At 69.5% G+C, this 23,111-nt stretch carries 22 protein-coding genes; 9 read left to right on the top strand and 13 right to left on the bottom strand.

From position 1 onward, the window contains the following. Nucleotides 1-30: 30 nt before the first annotated feature. The 3 genes from RBB34_RS17365 to cobM are packed head-to-tail and all read left to right on the top strand — an operon-like array spanning nucleotide 31 to nucleotide 1,397. A complete protein-coding gene (locus RBB34_RS17365; RefSeq protein WP_306120510.1) occupies nucleotides 31-243 on the top strand; it encodes a DUF6516 family protein in 213 nt (70 codons plus the stop codon). Next, nucleotides 212-613, top strand: coding sequence for a hypothetical protein (locus RBB34_RS17360; protein ID WP_306120509.1), 402 nt, complete (start codon nucleotides 212-214; stop codon nucleotides 611-613). The genes RBB34_RS17365 and RBB34_RS17360 overlap by 32 nt, the downstream gene beginning before the upstream one ends. Before the next feature lie 4 nt (nucleotides 614-617). Beyond that, complete coding sequence (gene cobM, locus RBB34_RS17355) at nucleotides 618-1,397, top strand: precorrin-4 C(11)-methyltransferase (RefSeq protein WP_306120508.1); 780 nt, start codon at nucleotides 618-620, stop codon at nucleotides 1,395-1,397. A 19-nt stretch (nucleotides 1,398-1,416) separates the two neighbouring features. Here the strand turns inward: cobM and RBB34_RS17350 are convergent, their stop codons facing one another. Further along, nucleotides 1,417-2,091, bottom strand: coding sequence for a cobalt-precorrin-6A reductase (locus tag RBB34_RS17350; RefSeq protein WP_306120507.1), 675 nt, complete (start codon nucleotides 2,089-2,091; stop codon nucleotides 1,417-1,419). Then, the gene (locus RBB34_RS17345) at nucleotides 2,088-3,212 is read right to left on the bottom strand and encodes a cobalt-precorrin-5B (C(1))-methyltransferase (RefSeq protein WP_306120506.1); all 1,125 of its coding nucleotides are present in this window, start codon (nucleotides 3,210-3,212) and stop codon (nucleotides 2,088-2,090) included. Before RBB34_RS17345 ends, RBB34_RS17350 begins: the two co-directional genes overlap by 4 nt. A 74-nt stretch (nucleotides 3,213-3,286) precedes the next feature. On the opposite strand from RBB34_RS17345, the gene cobA reads away from it, so the two are divergent. Genes cobA through cbiB form a run of 4 tightly spaced genes read left to right on the top strand, consistent with a single transcriptional unit; the run spans nucleotide 3,287 to nucleotide 7,447 of the window. After that, complete coding sequence (gene cobA, locus RBB34_RS17340) at nucleotides 3,287-4,120, top strand: uroporphyrinogen-III C-methyltransferase (RefSeq protein WP_306120527.1); 834 nt, start codon at nucleotides 3,287-3,289, stop codon at nucleotides 4,118-4,120. Further along, on the top strand, nucleotides 4,117-5,460 hold the full coding sequence (locus RBB34_RS17335; protein ID WP_306120505.1) for a cobyrinate a,c-diamide synthase: 1,344 nt from the start codon (nucleotides 4,117-4,119) through the stop codon (nucleotides 5,458-5,460). Before cobA ends, RBB34_RS17335 begins: the two co-directional genes overlap by 4 nt. Further along, nucleotides 5,460-6,461, top strand: a complete 1,002-nt coding sequence (cobD, locus tag RBB34_RS17330) for a threonine-phosphate decarboxylase CobD (RefSeq protein ID WP_306120504.1) — start codon at nucleotides 5,460-5,462, stop codon at nucleotides 6,459-6,461. The genes RBB34_RS17335 and cobD overlap by 1 nt, the downstream gene beginning before the upstream one ends. Nucleotides 6,462-6,484: 23 nt before the next feature. After that, nucleotides 6,485-7,447, top strand: a complete 963-nt coding sequence (gene cbiB / locus RBB34_RS17325) for an adenosylcobinamide-phosphate synthase CbiB (RefSeq protein ID WP_306120503.1) — start codon at nucleotides 6,485-6,487, stop codon at nucleotides 7,445-7,447. Nucleotides 7,448-7,546: 99 nt separating this feature from the next. On the opposite strand, the gene RBB34_RS17320 is transcribed toward cbiB, so the two are convergent. From RBB34_RS17320 to RBB34_RS17305, 4 genes are all read right to left on the bottom strand, one after another. Continuing rightward, the gene (locus RBB34_RS17320) at nucleotides 7,547-9,223 is read right to left on the bottom strand and encodes a dipeptide ABC transporter ATP-binding protein (protein WP_306120502.1); all 1,677 of its coding nucleotides are present in this window, start codon (nucleotides 9,221-9,223) and stop codon (nucleotides 7,547-7,549) included. 6 nt (nucleotides 9,224-9,229) lie between these two features. Next, a complete protein-coding gene (locus tag RBB34_RS17315; protein ID WP_306120501.1) occupies nucleotides 9,230-10,105 on the bottom strand; it encodes an ABC transporter permease in 876 nt (291 codons plus the stop codon). Further along, complete coding sequence (locus RBB34_RS17310) at nucleotides 10,102-11,046, bottom strand: ABC transporter permease (protein ID WP_306120500.1); 945 nt, start codon at nucleotides 11,044-11,046, stop codon at nucleotides 10,102-10,104. Before RBB34_RS17310 ends, RBB34_RS17315 begins: the two co-directional genes overlap by 4 nt. Nucleotides 11,047-11,380: 334 nt before the next feature. Beyond that, a complete protein-coding gene (locus tag RBB34_RS17305) occupies nucleotides 11,381-12,856 on the bottom strand; it encodes an ABC transporter substrate-binding protein (RefSeq protein ID WP_306120499.1) in 1,476 nt (491 codons plus the stop codon). Nucleotides 12,857-13,033: 177 nt separating this feature from the next. Here RBB34_RS17305 and RBB34_RS17300 point away from each other — a divergent pair, with 177 nt between their 5' ends. Continuing rightward, nucleotides 13,034-13,465, top strand: a complete 432-nt coding sequence (locus tag RBB34_RS17300) for a L,D-transpeptidase (RefSeq protein ID WP_306120498.1) — start codon at nucleotides 13,034-13,036, stop codon at nucleotides 13,463-13,465. Nucleotides 13,466-13,476: 11 nt separating this feature from the next. Here the strand turns inward: RBB34_RS17300 and RBB34_RS17295 are convergent, their stop codons facing one another. The 7 genes from RBB34_RS17295 to RBB34_RS17265 all read right to left on the bottom strand — a co-directional run bounded on the left by RBB34_RS17295 (nucleotide 13,477) and on the right by RBB34_RS17265 (nucleotide 20,764). Then, nucleotides 13,477-14,847 (bottom strand): cupin domain-containing protein, encoded by a 1,371-nt coding sequence (locus tag RBB34_RS17295; RefSeq protein ID WP_306120497.1) that lies wholly within the window; start codon nucleotides 14,845-14,847, stop codon nucleotides 13,477-13,479. Nucleotides 14,848-14,941: 94 nt separating this feature from the next. After that, nucleotides 14,942-15,877, bottom strand: coding sequence for a lipid A biosynthesis lauroyl acyltransferase (locus RBB34_RS17290; protein WP_306120496.1), 936 nt, complete (start codon nucleotides 15,875-15,877; stop codon nucleotides 14,942-14,944). Nucleotides 15,878-15,886: 9 nt separating this feature from the next. Then, nucleotides 15,887-16,918, bottom strand: coding sequence for a zinc-binding dehydrogenase (locus RBB34_RS17285; protein ID WP_306120495.1), 1,032 nt, complete (start codon nucleotides 16,916-16,918; stop codon nucleotides 15,887-15,889). A gap of 37 nt (nucleotides 16,919-16,955) precedes the next feature. After that, a complete protein-coding gene (locus RBB34_RS17280; protein ID WP_306120494.1) occupies nucleotides 16,956-18,236 on the bottom strand; it encodes a beta-ketoacyl-ACP synthase in 1,281 nt (426 codons plus the stop codon). Further along, the gene (locus RBB34_RS17275) at nucleotides 18,233-19,432 is read right to left on the bottom strand and encodes a beta-ketoacyl-ACP synthase (RefSeq protein WP_306120493.1); all 1,200 of its coding nucleotides are present in this window, start codon (nucleotides 19,430-19,432) and stop codon (nucleotides 18,233-18,235) included. Before RBB34_RS17275 ends, RBB34_RS17280 begins: the two co-directional genes overlap by 4 nt. Before the next feature lie 28 nt (nucleotides 19,433-19,460). Continuing rightward, nucleotides 19,461-19,742 (bottom strand): acyl carrier protein, encoded by a 282-nt coding sequence (locus RBB34_RS17270; RefSeq protein WP_306120492.1) that lies wholly within the window; start codon nucleotides 19,740-19,742, stop codon nucleotides 19,461-19,463. A 107-nt stretch (nucleotides 19,743-19,849) separates the two neighbouring features. Then, nucleotides 19,850-20,764, bottom strand: a complete 915-nt coding sequence (locus RBB34_RS17265; RefSeq protein ID WP_306120526.1) for a sugar kinase — start codon at nucleotides 20,762-20,764, stop codon at nucleotides 19,850-19,852. A gap of 98 nt (nucleotides 20,765-20,862) precedes the next feature. Here RBB34_RS17265 and scpA point away from each other — a divergent pair, with 98 nt between their 5' ends. Beyond that, nucleotides 20,863-23,037: a methylmalonyl-CoA mutase gene (gene scpA, locus RBB34_RS17260; RefSeq protein WP_306120491.1), complete on the top strand. Its 2,175-nt coding sequence runs from the start codon at nucleotides 20,863-20,865 to the stop codon at nucleotides 23,035-23,037. Nucleotides 23,038-23,111 lie beyond the last annotated feature (74 nt).

The raw sequence follows: 23,111 nt of genomic DNA, 5'->3' as shown, positions 1-23,111 counted from the left end.
GGCTTCATTGAGGAAGTACGAATCTGGCGGTTGCCAAAAGCGAGTGGCGAAAGATCGCACGGGTTCAAGTATTCGCTCTTCTTCGGGCGGCCGGGCGAACGCATTGTCGGCTATGACAATGAGCGCGGCAAGGGCGACCACAGGCACTATGGCCCAGTTGAAGAGCCCTACAGGTTCGTTTCCATCGACAGGCTGATAACGGATTTCGAAAATGACGTCGCACGCTACAAGAGCCGAAAGTGAGATCGTCGTGCTGGTCCAGTCGCCAGAGGAATCCTCGCGGGAGCTGCATCGGGTCGCGCGCATCCTCGATGCGGGCGGGGATGTCGACCTGCCGTCGCGGCTTGTCTTCGCCACCATGGACCAGCTTCTGGGCGTTCTGACACCGAACCGCTGGAAGCTGATCCAGACCCTGCACAAGGCCGGGCCGATGTCGATCCGGGCGCTGGCGAAGCTGCTCGAACGGGACTATCGCGGCGTTCATGCCGATATCGTCAAGCTGATGGAATACGACCTGGTGACACGCAACGCGGCCAAGAGGGTCTTCGTGCCCTGGGACAAGATCACCGCCGAGATCAGCGCCGTCTCCGACGAAACCGGCGAGGCCGCCTGAGACCATGACCGTCCATTTCATTGGCGCCGGCCCCGGTGCGCCCGACCTTGTCACCGTGCGCGGCCTCAGGCTCATCGAGCGCTGCCCGGTCTGCCTTTATGCCGGGTCGCTGGTGCCGGCCGAACTGGTCGCCGCCGCGCCCGAGGGCGCGCGCGTCATCGACACCGCGCCGATGCACCTCGACGAGATCATCGCCGAGATAGTGGCGGCCCACGAAGCGGGCCATGACGTGGCGCGCGTGCATTCGGGCGACCCATCCCTTTACGGCGCCATCGCCGAGCAGATGCGCCGGCTCGACGTGCTCGGCATAGACTACCAGATCGTGCCCGGCGTTCCGGCCTTCGTGGCGGCGGCGGCGGCGCTGAAGACCGAACTCACACTGCCGGAGATCGCCCAGACGGTGATCGCCACGCGCACGGCGATGAAATCGTCGGCAATGCCGCCCGGCGAGACGCTCGAGGAACTGGGCCGGTCCGGTGCGACACTGGCCATTCACCTGTCGATCCGGAATCTCGACCATGTCCGGCGCTCGCTCGAGCCCCATTATGGCGCCGACTGTCCCGTCGTGATCGCCTACCGCGCCACCTGGCCGGATGAACGCTATATCCGCACCACGCTCGCGCAGATGAAGGAGCAGGTGCGGGCCGCGAAGATCACCCGCACCGCGCTGGTGCTGGTCGGGCCGGTGTTCGGCGCGACGATGTTCCGCGACAGCGCGCTTTACGATGCCGGTTTCGCGCATGTGCTGCGCAACCGGGGAAAGAAGAAGGCGAAGGCGGGCTGACACCACAGCCCGCCCGCCATCACCGGCCGATCATGATCACCGGCATCTGCAGGGTCCGTGCCGCCGCGATCTTGGCGTAGGCGCCGGTGCCGCCCGAATTGCGGCTGACCAGGCGGTCGATGCGGTGCGCACGCAGCAGGGCGACCTCGCCCGCGGCCGTCGTTCCGGGCCGGCCGACGACGAGATCGTGCCGTGGCAGGGGCAGCGGCGCGGGCGGCGGATCGATCATGCGCACCACGAAGTGGACATCGGCACGCCGTGCGAACGGTGCCAGGTGTTGCCGGCCGAGCGCCAGGAAGACGCGCGCACCGGCGGGGATGGCGCGCGCCGCCTCGGCCTCCGACCCGACATCGATCCAGGTATCGCCGGGCTGCCTTCGCCAGGGCGGACGGATGCGCTTTTCAAGCTCGATGCCGGTCATCGCGGCGGCGGCCTCGGCATTGGCCGAGATCCGGTGCGCGTAGGGATGCGTGGCGTCGATCAGCCGCGTGACGCGTTCGGCGCGCAGATAGGCGGCCAGCCCTTCGGCGCCGCCAAAGCCGCCGATACGCGTTTCCCCGGCCAGCGGGCGCGGCTCCCGGGTGCGGCCGGCGAGCGCGGTGATCACACGGGAGCGCGGATGCGTGCGGGTCAGTGTCTCGGCGAGGGCGGCCGCTTCGCGCGTGCCGCCCAGAATGAGCACCGTCCCGCTCATGAAAATCCGGTCCGGGCGAGCACGACGCCCTTGCGGTCGACGATCATCACCTCGGCCGCCACCGGCGCGCCGCGCAGGGTGCGGCGGGCTGTCTCCTGCGCCCGCTCGGCGATCGGCGCGGCAAGGTCGATGCCGTTTTGGCGAGTCATTTCAAGCACCTGGGCCGCGGTGTTCGCAGTGCGAATCGCCTCCTTCAGATCCTGATTCAATCCCGCTTCGACGGCGATCGCGGCCAGGAAGTCGAGATCGACCTGGCTGCGCGCCGAATGCAGGTCGAGCGCGCCCTGGGCCAGCTTGCTCAGCTTGGCGAAGCCGCCGGCGATGGTGAGCCGGGGCAGCGGGTGGGCGCGCAGATATTTGAGCAGCCCGCCGGCAAAGTCGCCCATGTCGAGCAGGGCGATCTCGGGCAGGCCATGGATCGCCTGCGCGGCGGTCTCGGAGGTCGAGCCGGTGGCACCGATAACGTGCTGAAGCCCGGCGGCGCGCGCCACGTCGATGCCGCGATGGATGGAGTGGATCCATGCCGCGCAGGAGAATGGATGGACCACGCCGGTCGTGCCGAGGATCGAGATGCCGCCGACGATGCCAAGGCGCGGGTTCCAGGTCTGGCGCGCGATCTCGGCGCCGCCCGGCACGGAGACGGTGATGGCGATATCGGGCGCTGCGCCACGGGCGGCGCAGAGTTCGGCCACCACCGCGGCCATCATGGAGCGCGGGACGGGGTTGATCGCCGCTTCGCCCGGCGCGATCGGCAGGCCCGCCCTGGTCACCGTGCCGACGCCCGCGCCGGCGCGGAAGGTGACGCCGCTGCCCGGCGGACCGCGTTCGACGCGCGCGACGATCAGGGCGCCATGGGTGACGTCCGGATCGTCGCCGGCGTCCTTGACGATGCCCGCTTCGGCCCAGCCCGCGCCCCGCCGCTCGCGGGCAAGCGCGAAGGCGGGCGTTTCGCCCCTGGGCAGGGTGATCGTCACCGGGTCGGGGAAATCGCCGCCGAGCAAGGCGGTCAGTGCCGCCTTCGTCGCGGCGGTGGCGCAGGCACCCGTCGTCCAGCCCCGGCGCAGCGGCCCGGCCGGCTTGCGCGGGATGGCGTAGCCCTTGGGTGGTGGCGCGACAGTCATGGCTGTCTTATAGGGGAGGGCGCATGACACACCAACAATGCACAGAACCGATGAGCGCTCTCTCAAGTGCATCCATGCCGCCCGACCTGCCCGAATTCGCGGCCGGCCATGTCTGGCTGGTCGGCGCCGGCCCGGGCGATCCGGGGCTGCTGACGCTATTGGGGCTGCATGCGCTCGGCCGGGCCGATGTGATCGTCCATGACGCGCTGGTCGACGATCGCTGCCTGGCGCTGGCGCGGCCGGAAGCGGCACTCGAATATGCGGGAAAACGCGGCGGCAAGCCCTCGCCCAAGCAGCGCGACATCTCGCTGCGGCTGGTCGAACTGGCGCGGTCGGGCAAGCGCGTGCTGCGGCTGAAGGGGGGCGATCCCTTCGTCTTCGGGCGCGGGGGCGAGGAGGCGCTGACGCTTGCCGCCCACGGTGTGCCGTTCCGCATCGTGCCGGGCGTGACGGCGGGCATTGGCGGGCTCGCCTATGCCGGCATACCGGCCACGCACCGCGACACCAATCATGCGGTCACCTTCCTCACCGGCCACGATTCGAACGGCATCGTGCCCGACGCGATCGCCTGGGATCACGTCGCAAAGGGCGCGCCGGTGCTGGTGATGTATATGGCGATGAAGCATATCGGCGCCATCACCGAGCGGCTGATCGCCGCCGGCCGGGCGCCGCACGAGCCGGTCGCCTTCGTCTGCAGTGCGGCGACCGATCGCCAGCAGGTGCTGGAGACGACGCTGGCGCGCGCCCAGGCCGATGTCGCCGCTTCCGCGCTGGAGCCGCCGGCCATCGTGGTGGTCGGCGATGTGGTGCGGCTGCGCGCCGGGCTCGACTGGCTGGGTGCGTTGACGATGGGCCGCACGCTCGACCCCGATCCGCTGGGCGCGCGTCGGCGCGACGCGGCCGGATGAACGGATTTGTCGTCGCCGCACCGCATTCGGGCAGCGGCAAGACGGTGGTCACGCTGGGCCTGCTGCGGGCTTTCGGCGACCGCGGGATGGCCGTCGCCCCGGCCAAGGCGGGACCCGACTATATCGATCCGGCCTTTCACCGGGCCGCGAGCGGGCAGGTCTGCGTCAATCTCGATCCCTGGGCGATGCGGCCGTCGCTGCTGTCGGCGCTGGCGCGCGATCATGGCGCCGGGCGGGTGCTCGTCGTCGAGGCGATGATGGGGCTGTTCGACGGCGCGGCGGACGGCACGGGAAGCGCCGCCGACCTTGCCACGCTTCTCGACATGCCCGTGGTGCTGGTGATCGATGCCTCGCGCATGGCGCAATCGGTGGCCGCGCTGGTCGCCGGCTATCGCGACCACCGGCCCGAGGTCCGCCTTGCCGGCGCGATCCTCAACCGTGTCGGCAGCGCCCGGCACGAGGCGATGCTGCGCCGCGCCCTTGGCCCGACCGGCGTGGCCGTGCTCGGCGTGGTGCCGGGCGACCGGGCGCTGGCGCTGCCCGAGCGCCATCTGGGTCTGGTCCAGGCAGGCGAGCACGACGCGCTGGAAGCGTTCATCGTCCATGCGGGGGCGGTGATGGCGGAAGGCTGCGATCTGTCGGCGCTTGCTGCCCTCCCCCTTCGACAGGCTCAGGATGAGGGTACTGGGGTGGCTCAGGATGAGGGATATCTGCGGGACGCCAAGGACAAGGACCGCCTTCCCCTGATCCCGCCGCTCGGCCAGCGCATCGCGGTCGCCAGGGACATCGCCTTTGCCTTTGCCTATCCGCATCTGCTCGATGGCTGGCGGGCCGCCGGCGCGGAACTGCGCCCGTTCTCGCCGCTGGCCGACGAGGCGCCGGATCCGGCCGCCGATTCGATCTTCCTGCCCGGCGGCTATCCGGAACTGCATGCCGGAACGCTTTCCGCCGCCACAGGGTTCAGGGCCGGCATGACCGCCGCGCGCGACCGCGGCGCGCTGATCTATGGCGAGTGCGGCGGCTACATGGTGCTCGGCGAGGGGGTCATCGACGCCGACGGCGCGCGCCATGCCATGCTCGGTTACCTGCCCGTGGAGACCAGCTTTGCCGCGCGCCGGCGGCATCTGGGCTATCGGCGGCTCGCCCCGCTCGATGCCAGCCCGTGGCCGATGGCGCTGACGGCGCACGAATTTCACTATGCGACCGTGCTGCGCGAGGGGCGGGGGCCGGCGCTTTTTGCGGCGCGCGATGCACTTGGCGACGATCTGGGGCATTATGGGCGCCGAGTCGGCACCGTCGCCGGCTCCTGGTGCCACGTGATCGACATGGCGGACCGATGATGGCAACGCCGCGCCATGGGGGCAGTCTGGACCGGGCGATCGCCGAGTTCGGCGGCGAGCGCGAGCAATGGCTCGACCTTTCCACCGGCATCAACCCGCATGCGTGGCCGGTGCCGCCGGTGCCCGCCGAACTGTGGCATCGTCTGCCCGAGCCGAGTCTGGACGAATACTGCCGCGATGCGGCCCAAGCCTATTACGGCGCGCCCGAACATGCCGGCATCGTCGCCGCGCCCGGCGCGCAGGCGCTGATCCAGCGGCTGCCGGCGCTGGTCGAGCCGGAGCGGCGTGTCGCCGTGGTCGGGCCGACCTACAACGAATATGAGCGCTGCTTCGCCGCCCATGAGCGCACGGTCGGGCCGGTGCGCGAGGTGCCGCGGCCCGAGGACGGCTTCGGCTGCGTGGTGATCGGCAATCCCAACAACCCCGACGGGGCGAGGGTCGGCGGGCGCCACGACCGCCAGGCGATCGAGCGGCTGCTCGCCCATGGCTGCATGGTCATCGTCGACGAGGCCTTCGGCGATGTGGCACCGGACGCCTCGTTCGTGCCCAATTGCGGCCTGGACGGGCTGATCGTGCTGCGCTCCTTCGGCAAGTTCTTCGGGCTGGCCGGCATCCGGCTGGGCTTTGCCATCGGCTCGCAGCGCCAGTGCGCGCGGCTTGGCGCCATGCTCGGGCCGTGGGCCGTGCCGGGGCCGACGCTGTTCATCGGCGGGCGCGCCATGCGCGACATCGCCTGGATCGCCGAGACCCGCACGCGGCTGATGCGCGACCGTCAGCGACTGGTCACGCTGCTCGAGCGGGCCGGCTTTGCCATCGTCGGCCAGACCGATCTGTTCGTGCTCGTCAGCCACGGGCGCGCGCCGGCGATCCATGCCGATCTCGCCCGCCAGCATATCCTGGTGCGCGCGTTCGATTATGATGCGGGCTGGCTGCGTTTCGGCCTGCCGGGTGACGATGCGGGGTTCGCCCGGCTCGAAGGGGCGCTGGCGCAGGCCGTGTGAACGCGACCAAGGGGGCGCAAACCATGGGTGAAACGCTGATCGTGCTGTTCGTCGCGCTGCTGCTCGACCGGTTCTTCGGCGATCCGGACTGGCTCTGGCAGCGCGTGCCGCATCCGGTGGAGATGGCCGGCCGGCTGATCGGCAAGGCCGACGCGGCCTATAATCGCGACGACGCCTCGCCGGCCAAGCGCGAGCGCAGCGGGGCGGTGGTGATCGCCGGGCTGCTGATCGGCGCCGTCGCGGTCGGCGCCATAGTCGGCGACCTGCTCGATGCGTTCGGCGGACTGGGGCTGATCGTCGAAATCGCCGTCGTCACCGTGCTCCTGGCGCAGAAATCGCTGGCCGATCACGTCCTCGCGGTGGCCCGGGCGCTGCGCGCCGAGGGGCTTCAGGGCGGCCGCCGGGCGGTCGGCCGGATCGTCGGACGCGACCCCGAAACGCTGGACGAGCCGGGCGTGTGCCGCGCGGCGATCGAGAGCCTGGCCGAGAACGCCTCCGATGGCGTGGTGGCGCCGGCCTTCTGGTACGTCATCTTCGGCCTGCCGGGCCTGTTCGCCTACAAGATGCTGAACACGGCCGATTCCATGATCGGCCACCGGACCGACAGGCACCGCGCCTTCGGGCGCGCCACCGCGCGGCTCGACGATCTGATCAACTGGGTGCCGGCGCGGCTGACGGCCGTGCTGACGGTCCTGACGGCGGGACCGGGCGGTTTCTCCGACAATTTCGCCATCGTGCAGCGCGATGCGGGCCTGCACCGCTCGCCCAATGCCGGCTGGCCCGAAAGCGCGATGGCCGTGGTGACCGGCCTGGCACTGGGCGGCCCGCGCGTCTATGGCGAGGATCGGACGGACGAGCCCTTCCTGAACCAGGGCGGACGGGCGGATGCCACCGCGGATGACATCGACCGGGCGATCGATGTGTTCTGGCGCACCATGGCGGTGCTCGTGGTCATCGTCGGAGTGCTGGCGGTGGTGTTTGGCTAGTGGCGCCCCACCTCCCCCTTGAGGGGAGGTCGGCGACTGCCGAGTGTAACGAGGCAGAGCCGGTTGGGGGTATCTGCGCGCCGTCTACCCCCACCCGGATCAGTTTCGCTTCGCTTGCTTCTCCGACCTCCCCTCAAGGGGGAGGTAGGGGGCCCCGCTCCGCACCCGCCTCTCAATCGCCCTGTTCAGATCCGGCGCCGCCGCGACCAGGCGCTGCGCGGCGTCGCTGTGCGGGCTGTCCAGCACGTCCGCGGTGGCGCCGCGCTCGACGATCCGGCCGGCCTGCATCACCATCACCTCGTGCGTGATGGCGCGGGCAACGCTCAGGTCGTGGGTGATGAACAGATAGGCAAGGCCGAGTTCGTCATTGAGCCGGGCGAACAGATCGAGGATCTGCGCGCGCGTCGACACGTCCAGTGCCGAGACCGGCTCGTCGCAGACGACGAGCCTGGGCCGGGTGATGATGGCGCGGGCGATGGCCAGGCGCTGGCGCTGGCCGCCGGAGAACTCGTGCGGATAACGGCGCATCGCCTCGGCCGGCATGCCGACCTCGCGCAGCGCGGATTCGACGCGGTCGCGCCGCTCGGCGCGGGCAAGCGGCCGGGGCTCCAGATGCAGCGGCTCGGCGATGAGCCTTTCGACCGTCTGGCGCGGATCGAACGAGCCGTAAGGGTCCTGGAAGACGACCTGCATCTTGCGCCGGGCGGCGCGCAGATCGCGGTCGCCGAGCCCGGTGGTCCGCATGCCGTCGAACGCGACGGTGCCCGATGTCGGCCTGTCGAGCGCAAGAACGATCCTCGCCAGGGTCGACTTGCCGCAGCCGGACCGGCCGACGAGGCCGACCGAGCGGCCCGCCGGCACGACAAACGAGACATCGTCGACCGCGCGCAAGGGCCTGGCAGGCGAGAAGAGCCCGGCGCGTTGGCCCGGATATTCGCGCACGATGTTTCGGGCCTCGAGCAGCGCACGCTGGCCCGCCGGCGCGGCGCGGTTGTGCCAGGCCGGCCGATGTGCGGAGGCTTCGGCGAGCTGGCGGGTATAAGGGTGCCTTTGCGCGCGCAGCACCTCGAGCGCATTGCCGGCCTCCTGAACCGCGCCTTCGCGCAAGATCGTGATCTGGTCGGCCCGGCCGGCGACGACGCCCAGATCGTGGCTGATCAGCATCAGCGCCATCTGGTCCTCGGCGACCAGTTCGCCGAGCAGGTCGAGTATCTGCGCCTGCAGGACGACATCGAGCGCGGTGGTGGGTTCGTCGGCGATCAGCAGTCGGGGGGCGAGCGCGCAGGCGATGGCGATCACCACCCTTTGCCGCTGCCCGCCCGACAATTCGTGCGGATAGCGGTCGAGCGGAAACTTCGCCGGCGGCAGGCCGACCCGGTCGAGCATGCGCGCGGCGCGCGCTTCGGCATCGGCGCGGCCCGCGCCGGTATGCCAGCGGATGCCCTCGGCCACCTGCTCGCCGATGGTCTTGACCGGGTTGAGCGCCGTCATCGGCTCCTGGAACACCATGGCGACCCGGTCGCCGCGCAGCGCGCACATGCGGGCTTCGCCCGCCGCCAGAAGGTCCTCCTCGCCGAGGCGGACGGTGCCGGCGGCATGCGCGCCATTCGGCAGCAGGCGCAAGACCGTCAGCGCGGTCATCGACTTGCCCGAACCGCTCTCGCCGACCAGGGCATGCACCGTGCCGGGGGCGATCTGCATGTCGATGCCGCGCAGCACCGGCGTGCCGGCAATGGCAAGCTCGAGCCCGGCGATGGTCAGGATCGGTGCTGCCAACCCGGCTCAGCGCTCCCGCCGCAGCTTGGGGTCGAGCACGTCGCGCAGCCCGTCGCCGAGCAGGTTCAGGCCCAGAACGGTGACGATGATGGCGATGCCCGGCGCCAGCGCCATTTGCGGGGCGATGGCGATCATGGTCTGGGCCTCGGCCAGCATGCGGCCCCAGCTCGTCGCCGGCGGCTGCGCGCCAAGGCCGACATAGGACAGCCCCGCTTCGGCCAATATGCCCAGCGAGAACTGGATCGTGCCCTGCACCAGCAGCAGGTTGGCGATGTTGGGCAATATGTGCTCGATCGTGATGCGCGCTGCGCCCTTGCCGCTGGCGCGCGCGGCCAGGATGAACTCGCGCGGCCACAGGGCCAGCGCCGCGCCGCGCGCCACCCGCGCAAAGACCGGGATGTTGAAGATCCCGATGGCGATGATCGCATTGACCGCGCCGGGCCCGAAGATCGCGGTGATCATCACCGCCGAAACGAGGGCGGGGAAGGCGAAGACGATGTCGGAGGCGCGCATGAGCACCTCGTCGACGAGCCCGCGCCGCGCCGCCGCCCAGCAACCGAGCGGCACGCCGATGCCGACGCCGATGCCAACCGCGATCAGGGCGACGGCGATGGAATTGCGGCTGCCGGCCATGATCATCGAGACGATGTCGCGGCCGAAATGATCGGTGCCCAGCCAGTGCGCCGCGGAGGGCGGCTGCAGCCGGTCGGAAATCGACAGGGCGGCGACGTCATGGGGCGTCCAGACCAGCGACAGCGCGGCCATGGCGAGCACGGCGAGGGTGAGCACCGCACCGGCCTGGAACGACCGGTTGGCGCGCGCCTTGGCGACGAAAAGGCGCCAGTCCTCGTGTCCGGCGGCAATGAGCGGGTCGGTGCTCATCGGCGTCTGAGCCGCGGGTCGGCCCAGCCATAGGCCAGATCGACGAGGAAATTGACGAAGACCACGGTCGCCACCAGCAGCACGACGACGCCCTCGACCACGATCAGGTCGCGTTGGCCGATGGCCTGGAAGACCAGCCGGCCGAGCCCGGGCAGGTAGAACACGTTCTCGATGATGATCGTGCCGGCGAGCAGGAATGCGAATTGCAGGCCCAGGATCGTCAGCACCGGGATCAGCGCATTGCGCAGCGCATGGCGCCACAGAACGACCCTCGCGGGCAGGCCCTTGGCCCGGGCGGTGCGGACATAGTCCTCTGCAAGGGTCTCGATGAGCGCGGAGCGGGTAATGCGCGTCAGGATCGCCGCCTGCGGCAGGGCGAGCGCGACGGCGGGCAGCAGGAGCGCGCTCAGGCCGGGCCACAGCCCATCGGACCAGCCCGGAAAGCCGCCGGCGGGCAGCCATTGCAGCGTGATCGCGAAGACCCAGACGAGCAGCAGGGCGAACCAGAAATTGGGGATGGCGATGCCGAGCTGGGCGCCGGCCATGGCGGCGGTGTCGGCCGGGCGGCCGCGCCGCGCGGCGGTGAAGATGCCAAGCGGGATGGCGATCGCCGTCGACATGACAAGCGCGATCAGCGCCAGCGGCACAGAGACCATGACACGTTCGCCGATCAGTTCGATCACCGGCACCGAATAGGTCAAGGAGGTTCCGAAATCGCCGCGCGCCATGCCGCCGAGCCAGGCGAAATAGCGAATCAAAACAGGCTCGTTGAGGCCCATTTGTTCACGCAGCGCTTGAACGGCCGCATCGGATGCGTTGAGCCCCAGCATGAGCCGCGCCGGGTCGCCGGGCACGATCTCGAGCACGAAGAAGACCACCGCGCTGGCGCAAAGCAGCGTGACAAGAACGATCAGCAGGCGGCGCGCGGTGTAGGCGAGCATGGGCAAGGGTTAGCGCAACTGGCCGGTTTGCCCAAGGCGTTGAATGCGTGGCACCGCGCTCGCTGCGCGCTCGGAGCTGGCGGAAGGGGCGCCCAACCTCCCCCTTGAGGGGAGGTCGGAGAAGCGACCTTCGGCCTTGTCCCGAAGGGAAGCTGATCCGGGTGGGGGTATCGGTTGTACTCGGCCATCGCGCCGTTCGCGCCGACACCACTATCGTCGTGCCTGGTTGTTGCCCCCACCCGCTCTGGCCCGGCTGCGCCGGACCAATCGCGTGCCTCCCCTCAAGGGGGAGGCGGGCGCTTCATCACGGTGACCAACGAGCGTCGTGCCGTTCTCACTCCACCCACCTGACCTTCGTGACGTCGTTGGCCTGGACGGGCGAATTCTCCCACAGCCCTTCGAGCCGGGCGTCCCAGACGCCGTTCTTTGGAAGCTGGAACAGAAAGCCGTTGACCGCGTCGCGGGCCAGGATCTCCTGGGCCTTGCGGAACAGGGCGTAGCGGTCGGCCTCTTCGGCGGTGACCGACAATTGGTCGATCACGGCGTCGAACTCGGCGTTGTCATAGCCGAAATAGTAGTCCTCGCGCGCATAGATGCCGATGTCGTTGGGCTCGGTGTGGGAGACGATCGACAGGTCGTAGTCGGCATTGGTGAAGACCTGCTCCAGCCACTGCGCCCATTCGACGGGGATGATCTGAAGATCGATGCCGACCGCGCGCAGTTGCGCGGCGATGACCTCGCCGCTGCGGCGCGCATAGGAGGGCGGCGGCAGCTTGAGCGTCGCCGAGATGCCGTCCGCGAAGCCGGCCTCGGCAAGCAGGGCGCGGGCCATGTCGGGATCGTGGCGGTAGGTGTCGGTCAGGTCGACATAGGCCGGGTGGTGCGGCGCGAAGTGGCTGCCGATCGGCGTGCCGAACCCGAACATGGCGCCGTCGATGATCGCCTGGCGGTCGATGGCATGGGCGATCGCCCGGCGCACGCGGATGTCGTCGAAGGGCGGCCTCTGGTTGTTGGTCGACAGGACCGTCTCGCCCTCGGTCGATCCGACGGCCACCTCAAAGCGCGGGTCGGCCTGGAACTGCGGCAGGCTCTCGGGCGCGGGCAGGTTCGGAAAGGCGTGCACGTCGCCGGCCAGAAGCGCGGCGCTCGCCGCCGCCGGATCGGGGATGAAGCGGATCTGCACGGTCTCCAGCGCCGGCGCCTCGCCCCAATAGGCGTCGGTGCGCGCCAGATTGACGGCGGCGCCCTTCTGCCAGTTCACGAAGCGGAAGGGGCCGGTGCCGACGGGGTTCTCCTTGTTGGTATCGGCGCTTTCGGGCGCCACGATCACCGCGTCGCCCCAGCCCAGATTGTAAAGGAAATCGCCGGCAGGCCGGGACAGGGTGACCCGAACGGTCAGGTCGTCGAGCGCTTCGACCGTCTCGATGGGTGCGAAAAGGGCGGTCTGCGCATTCGTGGAGTCCTCGGCACGGGCACGGTCGAGCGTGAAGACGACATCGCTCGCCTCGAAGGTCGTGCCGTCATGGAATTGCACGCCTTGGCGCAGCGTGAAGGTGTAGTCCAGCCCGTTATCGGAGATGGTCCAGCTTTGCGCCAGCGCCGGATGCACCGCGCCATCGTGCCCGATGCGGGTCAGCCCCTCGAACACATTGGCATAAAGGACCTCGTCGATCGCCGCGGCGGCACCGGCGGTGGGGTCCAGATGCGGCGGTTCGAGCACCATGCCCAGCGTCAGATCGGTGCGCTGGGCGTGGGCGGCGGCGGTCAGGGCGAGGGCGGCCGTGGTGGCCAGGGCAATTCGTGAAATCATCGTGCGTTACGGTCTCCGGTCTCGGACGGGTCCGTCATAGACCGGTTGGGGCCGCCGTGTCAGCAGCCATTGTGCGGTGCGGCGAACGCGGGGGGCAATCAGTCCAAGGTCTTGCTGGGCCGGATCGGCAGGCCGGTGTATCCTCGATGCGTGTTGCGTTGGTCTCGGGGGAAGCCCATGAAACGGTTCGTTGCGTCATTGTTGCTGGTCTTGGCGGTGCTGCTGGCTGGCGTGAGCAGTTCGCTGGCCGCGCGGCTCGTCGCGCAGGTCAACCTCTCCAACCAGACCATGACGGTCAAGAAGAACGGCCGCGTGCTGTATCGCTGGGCGATCTCGTCGGGCCGCAAGGGCTACAGGACGCCGACGGGCACCTACAGTCCCAAGCGGATGCACAAGATGTGGTATTCGCGCAAATACGACATGAGCCCGATGCCCTATTCCATCTTCTTTCGGGGCGGCTATGCCATTCACGGCACCAACTATGTGTCGCGGCTGGGCCGGCCGGCCTCGCATGGTTGCATCCGGCTGCGCACCAGCCATGCCCGCACGCTCTACAATCTGACGCGGCAGGTGGGGCCGGCGAACATGCGGGTGAGCATCAGCTACTGACCGGCGGGCGATCAGGCGGTGCGCCTGTCGGCCCGGGCCGCCGATGGCGGCATGCGGATGGTGTCGTCGTCGTCGCGGATGGCGCCGACGCGCAGTTCATAGACGACCAGGGGCGCGTTTCCGGCATTTTCGAGCCCGTGGCTGGTGCGCGGCGGAATGTGCAGCGTCTCGCCGGCCTCGACCTCGTGGGCGATGCCGTCCAGCAAGGCGCGTGCCGAGCCGGCGGCCACGCTCCAGCGCTCGAACCGCCTGAAATGGAAGCTCGGCTCGAGCCGTGCGCCGGGCTGCAGGGTGATGCGCCACAGATCGGTCTTGTCGTGGCTTGAAACCCGTTCGAAGCTGACCGGCGGGTCGGTGGCGGTGCCGTCGGCGCATGCGCCGTCGTCGGGAATGGTCACCGCGCGGGCGTGCGCCCGATCCAGCAAGAGAACGCCGCCGGGACCCTCGATCCGCCGCAGCGCCTCGCCGCCGACCACCTTGACGCGTCCGGCGCTCTTCGGATCGGGCGCGATCGAGGTGGGCCGGGCGTTGGCGTCGTTCCACGTCGTCACGCAGCCGACCGTGTCGACGACGCGCACGCGCAGGGCATGCGGGTCGGCGCCCAGAAGCGTCGTCAGGTCGGGCCGACCGGCCAGCGCCAGGAAATTGGCCGAGGGGCGCACGGTTGCGTCCCGGAGCGTGGTCGCCGCGCCGAGTGCGTTGCGGGCGGCCTGGAGCAGGGTGGGCGCGGTTCGGGCGATGGCGTCGATCAGCGGATCGATCCTTGCGGAGGCGGCGCCGAGCGAAGCCAACACCAGGTCCGGCGTGACGAGGGCGGCCGGGCGATCCTCGATCACGGTCCGGATCGGCTGCCAGCCGCTGCGGCTGGGCGTCATGTAGGGCTCGATGAACGGTCCGTCCTCGCCTTCGTCGGCGTGGCGGGCGAGCAGGCAACAGCCGTTCGGTGCGTTGGCATCGCCCCCGGCAAGCGCGCTCAGGGCCCGTGCGAGGTCCTGCGGGTTCGCCGCGGCGAGATTGGCGGGGATGAAGACGAGCCGCTCGGGCAGGCCGGTCGTGCGGCTCGCCCACAGGGCGGCGATCGCGGCGAGCGCGGCGGCGCTGCAATCGGCGGGGGCGCTGATCACCGTCGGATCGAGGCCGAGCGCATCGACGAGCTGGTCGCGGGCGGCGCGCGCGTTCCATTCGGCGGCAAACAGCAACGGCGGGGCAAATCCTGCCGCTTCGGCAAGCGCACCGGCCAGGCGCTCCAGCGGCGACCGGCCGTCGGCGCCGGGGACCAGCGTATAGGGCCGCTCGCGCGTCGAGGACGGCCACAGCATGGGCAGGCTGTCGGTGGCCAGGATGACGGGCAGGGCGCGGCTCGCAGGCGTCGGTTCGGACATCGATGGTCTCCGGCGGACGGCCGGACTATCGATCCGGGACCCTTAAGCGGTGCCTTGCGCGGAATTCGCGTGAAGGTTGTCGAAAGCTGTCGCTTCAGAGCGCGGCCGGATCCCAGCGGCGGTGCAGCCACATCCACTGGTCGGGATATTCGCGCACCCAGCGCTCGACCGTATCGTTGAGCTGTTGCGTGGTCGCGTCGACATCGATTGCGCCGTCGCCCGTGCGCGGCAGGGCGATCGCTTCTTCCAGTTCGAGCCGGAAGCGGTTGCCGGGCAGGCGCACGCAGCGGGCCGGGTGGACCGGACAGTCGAACTGCCGCGCCAGCTTGGGCAGCAGCGGGTTGGTGCGCACCGGCCGGCCGAAGAAGGTGCCCAGCCGGCCGCGGTGGAACTTCTGGTCGACGAGCACGCCGACGGACTTGCCGTCCGCAAGGGCGCGGGCGAGGCCGGCGGCGGCGCCGGCCCTGGACGGCACGAGCTGGCCCATGGTCGTGGTGCGCGCGGCGAGCACGCGCTTGGCGATGTAGGGGTTGTTGGGCGGCCGGAACAGCGCGGTCACCTCGAGCCCGAAGGTGGCCGCGCAGATCGGCAGCAACTCGAAATTGCCGGTGTGGCCGGTAAAGAAGATGACCGGTTTGCCGGACCGGACGATGTCGATGAAGATGTCCTTGCCGCGCACCTCGATGCGGCCGTCCTCGGCGGCATCGGGGTCGTAGTCGAACAACTGGTCGAGAACCACGTATTCGGCGATCTGCCGGCCCATATTGGCCCACATGCCCCGGGCGATCGCGGTGCGCTCGGATTCGGTCAGTTCGGGCATGGCATTCCGGAGGTTGTCGCACACGATCGAGTGGCGCGGCACAAGCGGGCCGATGCGCTCGAGCAGCCAGGCCATCGCGCCGATCGCACGGTCGGCCGGCAATCGTTCGAGCAGGGCCAGGATCGCAAAGACGCCCTTGGCCTCGAGCCAGTAGCGCGCCCGCCTGGTGCGCTGCGACAGCTTGAGCAGCCGGACTTGCAGCGGCGTCATGGCGCGCGCTCAGCCGCCGAGGCGCGCGATGATCTTGCCGAAGACATCGCGCGTTTCCATGCGCGCGAGCGCGTTGTCGATGCTGTCCCAGTCGACCTCGGTATCGATGACCGGCCGGGCATGGCCGCGCGCCATCGTCTCCATGGCGTCGGCCATGTTGGTCATGGTGCAGCCGAACGAGCCAATCAGTCGCAATTGCTGCTGGAACAGCATCATCAGATTGGTCTGGGCGGAAACGCCCGATGTCGAACCGCAGGTGACCAGCCGTCCGCCGCGCTTGAGCGAGAGCATGGAGCCGGCCCAGGTGTCCGCGCCGACATGCTCGAAGACGACGTCGACGCCACGCTTTTTGGTCAGCTTGCGCACCGCGCCCTCGAACCGGTCGGTGCGGTAGTTGATGACGTGGTCGGCGCCGAGCGCCCTGGCCGGCTCGATTTTTTCGTCCGAGCCGACGGTGGTGATCACCGTGCAGCCGATGGCCTTGGCGAACTGGATGGCGGCCGAGCCGATGCCCGAGCCGCCGGCATGGATGAGGATGGTCTCGCCGGACTCGAGCCGGGCGTTGTCGAACAGCATGTGCTGGACCGTGCCGAAGGTGATCGGGGCGAGGGCGGCGGCCACCGCATCGACGCCGGGCGGGGCGGGCACGCAATTGCGCGCCGGCATGGTCACCGTCTCGGCGGCAAAGCCGTCAAGGTGGAAGCCGTGCACGCCGCCGACATGCTCGCACAGATTGTCGCGGCCCTGCCGGCACGGGCGGCACAGCCCGCAGGTGCGCGCGCCGAAGATCGCGACGAGCTGGCCGGGCGCGAGGCCGGCGACGCCCGGGCCGACCGCATCGACCAGGGCGCTCGCCTCGGCACCGATCGTCAGCGGCAGCTTGCGCCTGGCAAAGGCCATGCCGCGCCAGCCCCACACGTCGATGTGGTTGAGCGCGACGACCTGCACCTTCAGCCGGACCTCGCCATGGCCGGGCGGCGGCGGCGGGTCGATGTCGACCCGTTCGAGCTTGCGGTCCTCGACGAGTTGAAGCGCGCGCATGGGCGATCCTTGCGGAAGCGTTGGAAGCGGCGACGGTCTAGGCGGGTTCGCCGGCAATGACAAGGCAGGTGTTCTGCCCGCCAAAGCCGAACGAGTTGGACAGAACGCGGGTGACCGCCTGCGCGCGGGCGACATTGGGCACGCAGTCGACGGCAAGCGCCGGATCCGGGGTCTGGTGGTTGATCGTCGGCGGCAGCGTGCCGGTGCGGATGGTGAGCAGCGAGAACACCGCCTCGATGGCGCCGGCGGCGGTCAGCGTGTGGCCGATCATCGACTTGTTGGAGGAGATCGGCACGCCGCCGATCCCCTCGCCGAAGACCTGACTCAGCGACAGGCACTCCATCTTGTCGTTTTCGGGCGTCGATGTGCCATGGGCGTTGATGTAGTCGATGGCGCCGGGCTCGACGCCGGCATCGTCAAGCGCTGCGCGCACCGCCGCCATTGCCGGCGAGCCGTCGGGCTTGGACCGGGTGCGGTGGAAATCGTCGGCCTTTTCGCCGCAGCCCTCGACGATGCCCAGAACGGTGGCGCCGCGGGCGCGGGCGGCGGCCAACGGTTCCATGACGAAGGCGCCGGCGCCTTCGGCCATGACGAAGCCGTCGCGGTCCTTCGAAAAGGGCCGCGAGGCGCGCTCGGGAACCTCGTTGTGGGCCGACAGCGCCGACAGCAGCGAAAAGCGGATCAACGATTCGGCGTTGACCGACCCGTCGGTGCCGACGGAGACGACGCGGGTCGCCTCGCCGCGCCGGATCGCCTCGACGCCGAGCTGGATGGCCGTGGCGCCCGAGGCGCAGGCCGTTGACAGCGTCACCGGCAGGCCGCGTGCGCCGATGCGTCGCTTGAGCCGGTTGGCGACGGCGGCAAAGCGGGCGCTCGGCACGAACGCCGTGCCGGCGCCGGCGCGCGCGGCGCCAAGCATGCGCGCATAGCCGGGCTCGCCGCCCTGGCGCGCGCCGACGGCATCGAGCGCCAGGCGCTGCGGCCACTCGACCTCCACGGGCGGGGCGGCGACGAAGAGCGGGCCGGCGAAATCGCCATCGTCAAGGCCGGCTTCGGCGAGCGCCTCGAGCGCCGCCGCTTCGGCGAGCGCGTAGGTCAGCTCGGAGGCGGTTGTGTCGGGCGGGCCGATGAAATCAACCGTGCCGGCGATGGTGGTGCGCAGATGCGCGGTGGGAAAGCGCGTGATCATGTGTATGCCGGACGTGCCCGAACAGAGCGCCGCCCAGTTGTCGGCCTTGCCCCGTCCCAGCGGGGAAACGATGCCCGCGCCGGTGATGGCGACGGTCGGCCGGCCCAGATGATCGGTGGTCGCGCTCATGACGTCAATCCCGTCGCCGCGGTGACCATGGCGACCCCCTCGGCCTCCTCGCAGCCGATGGTCAGGACGCCGATCCTCGACGGGGCGCCGTCAAGCGGTCGTTCGTGGCCGGGTTGCGTTGCGGCCGGGCACGCGCCGTGATGGACCGAGAGCGCGGCCAGCGCGACGCCGAAGGGAAACTGGCAGTCGCGCAGGGAGCCTGTCGTGTTGGTGACGGCGCGCAGCGGCGTGTCGGCCAGCGTTTCGGCGAGGAACACCATCTCGATGGCCGTGCGGGCATGGGCGCCGCTGGGCGTGGTGATCACCATGTCGGCCTCGCCGAGCCCGGTTTCGGCGGCCAGCCGACCAAGGCGCGCCGTCGTTGCGCCCGCTTCGTCATCGCCATTGTCGGCGGCGACCGCGCCGAGTTCGGCATAGATGCGCGCGCCGCGCGCATGCGCGTGTTCGGCCGCTTCGAGCACCAGGAAGGCGGCGCCCGAGCCCATGATCATGCCGCCGCCATCGGCCTTGGAGCGGCCAAGGACCGGTGCCCAATCGCCGCGATGCAGGTGCCCGACCAGCTCGTAGCTGAGCAGCATGTCCGGATGGGCGGCATTGAAGGCGCCGCCGACAAGAGCATGCGTGGACTGGCCGGCACGGATGCGCGCGGCGGCCGTCGCCAGCGCCGACATGCCCGAGCCCTCCTCGCCCATGAAGGTGCGCGAGGAACCGGTGACCTTGTGCACGATGGAGATATTGCCGGCGAGCAGGTTGGAAAGCTGGGCCAGGAACAGGGTGGGGCGCAGTTCGGTGGTCAGCTTCTCGTTGATCAGCATGCCGTGATCGTTGCGGCCGGCGGCGGCCTCGGCGAGGATGGCGCTGTCGACATCGACATCGCGCTCGCCGCCGCCGGCGGCGACGATCATGTCCATCGTGCCGGTCAGCGTCTCCTCGCCCTTGATCGCGGCATCGTCGAGCGCCAGCCCGGCGCAAAAGGTGCCCAGGCGCTGCCAGGGTTCCATCTGGCGCTGGTCGCCGCGCCTTGCGATCTGCTCGGACCAGTCGATCTCGGGCGCCGGATGGATCGGATAGGGCGCGAGCGTCCGGCCATCGACCACCGGATCGCGGCCTTCGGCAAGCGCTTGCCATGTTTCGGCCGCGCCGACCCCATGGCAGCTGATCAGGCCGATGCCGGTGATGGCGACGCGATGCGTCATGGCTTCTCCCGCCCGCCGGTGCGCGGCCTCAGGCTGTCTTGGCGGCCACCAGTCCGTCGATCTTGCCGCACAGATTGCTCAGCACGAAATATTCCTCGGTCGGCACCTTGCCGTCATTGACCTCCTGGGTCCATTGCTCGAGCGGGATCTTGATGCCGAATTCCTTGTCGATGGCGAATACGATGTCCAGGAAATCGAGGCTGTCGATGCCCAGATCGTCGATGGTGTGGCTTTCGGGGGTGATGGTGTCGCGGTCGATCTCGCTGGTCTCGGCGATGATGTCGGCGACTTTGTCGAAGGTTGTGGCCACGGTTGTCGTCCCTTGTTTCCTCGCGCCGCCCCGGGGCGCCCTTGCCGTCTTTCGAGCCGGTCTGTAGACCGTTTGGCGGCCAAGGAAAAGGCCGTAATGGCGCATGGCTATCGCAGCGCGGCCAGGGCCTGCAACGGCATCAGCGCGCCGTGATGGGTGATCACTCGGCCGGCGATGCGATGGGCGTAACCGGTCGCCTCGGGCGCGCTGGCGCCGGTCAGCAGCGAGGCCAGAAAGGCGCCGTTGAAGCTGTCGCCGGCGCCGGTCGTGTCGACCGGTTCGACCGTCTCGGGCGGGGCGATGGTGTGCATTGCGCCGCCATCGTAGAGGACGGCGGCATCGCTGCCCGCCTTGACGACGATGCGGGCCGGCCCGTGCGGGGCGATGCGCGCGATCGTCGCCTGGGCGTCGGCATCGCCGAACAGCGCCGCCTCGTCGTCGAAGGTCGGCAGGGCCAGGCTGGCGACGTCATAGGCCGCGCCGATGGTCTGACGCGCCTCGTCGGCATGGGCCCAAAGGCGGGGCCGGTAATTGGGGTCGAAGGCGATGATCGCGCCGGCCTTGCGCGCCTTGGCGAACTCGGTCAGCAGGGTGCGGCGGCCGGCCGGCTCGAGGATCGCCAGCGTGATCCCGGAGAAATAGATCAGATCGGCACCGGTCAGGCTGGCGGCGAGGGCGGCCGGGTCGTCGGCGAGCCGGCGCGCGGCGGCGGTGCTGCGCCAGTAGGTGAAGGAGCGTTCGCCGCGCGCATCGAGCGTGATCGCATAAAGGCCGGGCACGGCGCCGGCGATCTTCGGGCTCCTTGCAATGCCGATGCCGTGCTCGGACAGGAACGCGATCTGCTCGGCCGAAAACGGGTCGTCGCCGAAGGCGGACACGTAGTCCGTTTGGGTGTCGGCGGGCAGCAGGGCGCGCAGATACCACAGCGTGTTGAAGGTATCGCCGGCAAAACCCATGCGCCAGCGATCGGCCTGCCGGTCCGAGAGCTCGATCATGCATTCGCCGATGGAGACAACGCGCATGGCGCCGCTGATAGCGACCGGCAAGGCCGGCGTCCATACATTCGTTGCATTGCAGGGCGCGCCGGGCGCATTATGACGGCGGGAAAACGGAGTGTGCCATGACCAAGCCGCACAAGGGCGATCTCGACCGGTGGCGCGAACTGGCCGAACGCGAACTCAAGGGCGCTTCGCCCGACGATCTGGTCCGGCAGACGCCCGAGGGCATCGCCGTCAAGCCACTTTACACCGAAGCCGATCTCGAAGGGCTCGACCATCTGGGCTCGCTGCCGGGCATCGCCCCGTTCACGCGCGGGCCGCGCGCGACCATGTATGCCGGCCGGCCCTGGACGATCCGCCAATATGCGGGCTTCTCGACGGCCGAAGAGTCCAACGCGTTCTATCGCAAGGCGCTGGCCGCCGGCCAGAAGGGGCTTTCGGTGGCCTTCGATCTGGCGACGCACCGGGGCTATGATTCCGACCATGACCGTGTCGTCGGCGATGTCGGCAAGGCGGGCGTCGCCATCGATTCGGTCGAGGACATGAAGATCCTGTTCGACGGCATTCCGCTCGACGAGATGAGCGTGTCGATGACCATGAACGGCGCGGTGATTCCGGTGCTCGCCATGTTCATCGTCGCCGGCGAGGAGCAGGGCGTGGACCGGGCGCAATTGTCCGGGACCATCCAGAACGACATCCTCAAGGAGTTCATGGTCCGCAACACCTATATCTACCCGCCCGAGGCCTCGATGCGGATCGTCGCCGACATCATCGAGTACACCGCGCGCGAGATGCCGCGCTACAACTCGATCTCGATCTCCGGCTATCACATGCAGGAGGCCGGGGCGACGCTGACGCAGGAGCTTGCCTTCACGCTCGCCGACGGGCGCGAATATGTGCGCGCGGCGCTGAAAAAGGGCATGGATGTCGACGCGTTCGCCGGCCGGCTGTCGTTCTTCTTCTGTATCGGCATGGATTTCTTCATGGAGGCGGCCAAGCTGCGCGCGGCGCGGCTATTGTGGTCGCGGATCATGGAGGAGTTCGAACCGAAGAAACCGCAATCGAAGATGCTGCGCACGCACTGCCAGACGTCCGGCGTGTCCTTGCAGGAGCAGGATCCCTACAACAATGTCGTGCGCACCGCCTATGAGGCGCTGGCGGCGGTGCTGGGCGGCACGCAATCGCTGCACACCAATTCGTTCGACGAGGCGATGGCGCTGCCGAGCGAGTTCTCGGCGCGGATCGCGCGCAACACGCAGCTCATCTTGAACCACGAGACCGGCGTGACGCGCACCGTCGATCCGCTGGCCGGGTCCTATTATGTCGAAAGCCTGACGAAGGAACTGGCCGACAAGGCCTGGGACCTGATCGAGGAGGTCGAGGCGCTCGGCGGCATGACCGGGGCCGTGCAGGACGGCCTGCCCAAGCGGCTGATCGAGGAGGCGGCGGCGCGGCGTCAGGCCGCCGTCGACCGGGGCGAGGAGGTGATCGTCGGGGTCAACAGGTACCGGCTGGAGGCCGAAGAGGAGATCGATCTTCTCAACGTCGACAACGAGGCGGTGCGCATGGCGCAGGTGGCGCGGCTCAAGCGCATCCGCTCGAGCCGCGACGAGGCGGCATGCGGCGCCGCGCTCTCGGCGCTGGAAGAGGCCGCCGCGTCCGGAAAGGGCAATCTGCTCGAAAGGGCGGTGGAGGCAGCAAGGGCGCGCGCCACGGTCGGCGAGATATCGGCGGCGATGGAGGCCGCGTTCGGCCGGCATGTCGCCGATGTGGTGACCATCCGGGGCGTTTATGGCGAGGCCTATCAAGGCGATGCGCGCTTCGCGGGCATCCGGGCGCGGATCGAGGCGCGCAAGTCCGGCAGCGGGCGGGCGCCGTCGATCTTCATCGCCAAGATGGGACAGGACGGGCACGACCGCGGCGCCAAGGTGATCGCAACGGCCTTCGGCGACATGGGGTTCGACGTCCATGTCGGGCCGCTGTTCCAGACGCCCGACGAGGCGGCGCAGATGGCGGTCGATCACGATGTCGAGATCGTCGGCATGAGTTCGCACGCCGCCGCGCACACCACGCTTGCGCCGATCCTGGTCAAGGAACTGGCCGCGCGCGATGCCGCCGACAAGGCGGTGATCGTTGGCGGGGTGATCCCGCAGCGCGATTATGCCTTCTTGAAGGAAGCGGGCATTGCCGCGATCTTCGGGCCGGGCACGGACGTGCTCAAGGCCGCCGAGGATCTGCTCGACCTGATCGAGGAACGCGAGCGGCGCCGGAACTTTCCGGGCGAGGCGGCGGAGTAGGGCTCCGGCGTTTACGGGCGCGCTCTGGTTGCCCCTGCCCCCCACCCTTCATCCCTCCCACGCGTGCGGGGGAG

Origin of the sequence: Roseitalea sp. MMSF_3546 (genome assembly GCF_030732865.1) — a bacterium.
Taxonomy (GTDB): Bacteria; Pseudomonadota; Alphaproteobacteria; order Rhizobiales; family Rhizobiaceae; genus Roseitalea.
This window is presented reverse-complemented; position numbering and strand designations above follow the sequence as displayed.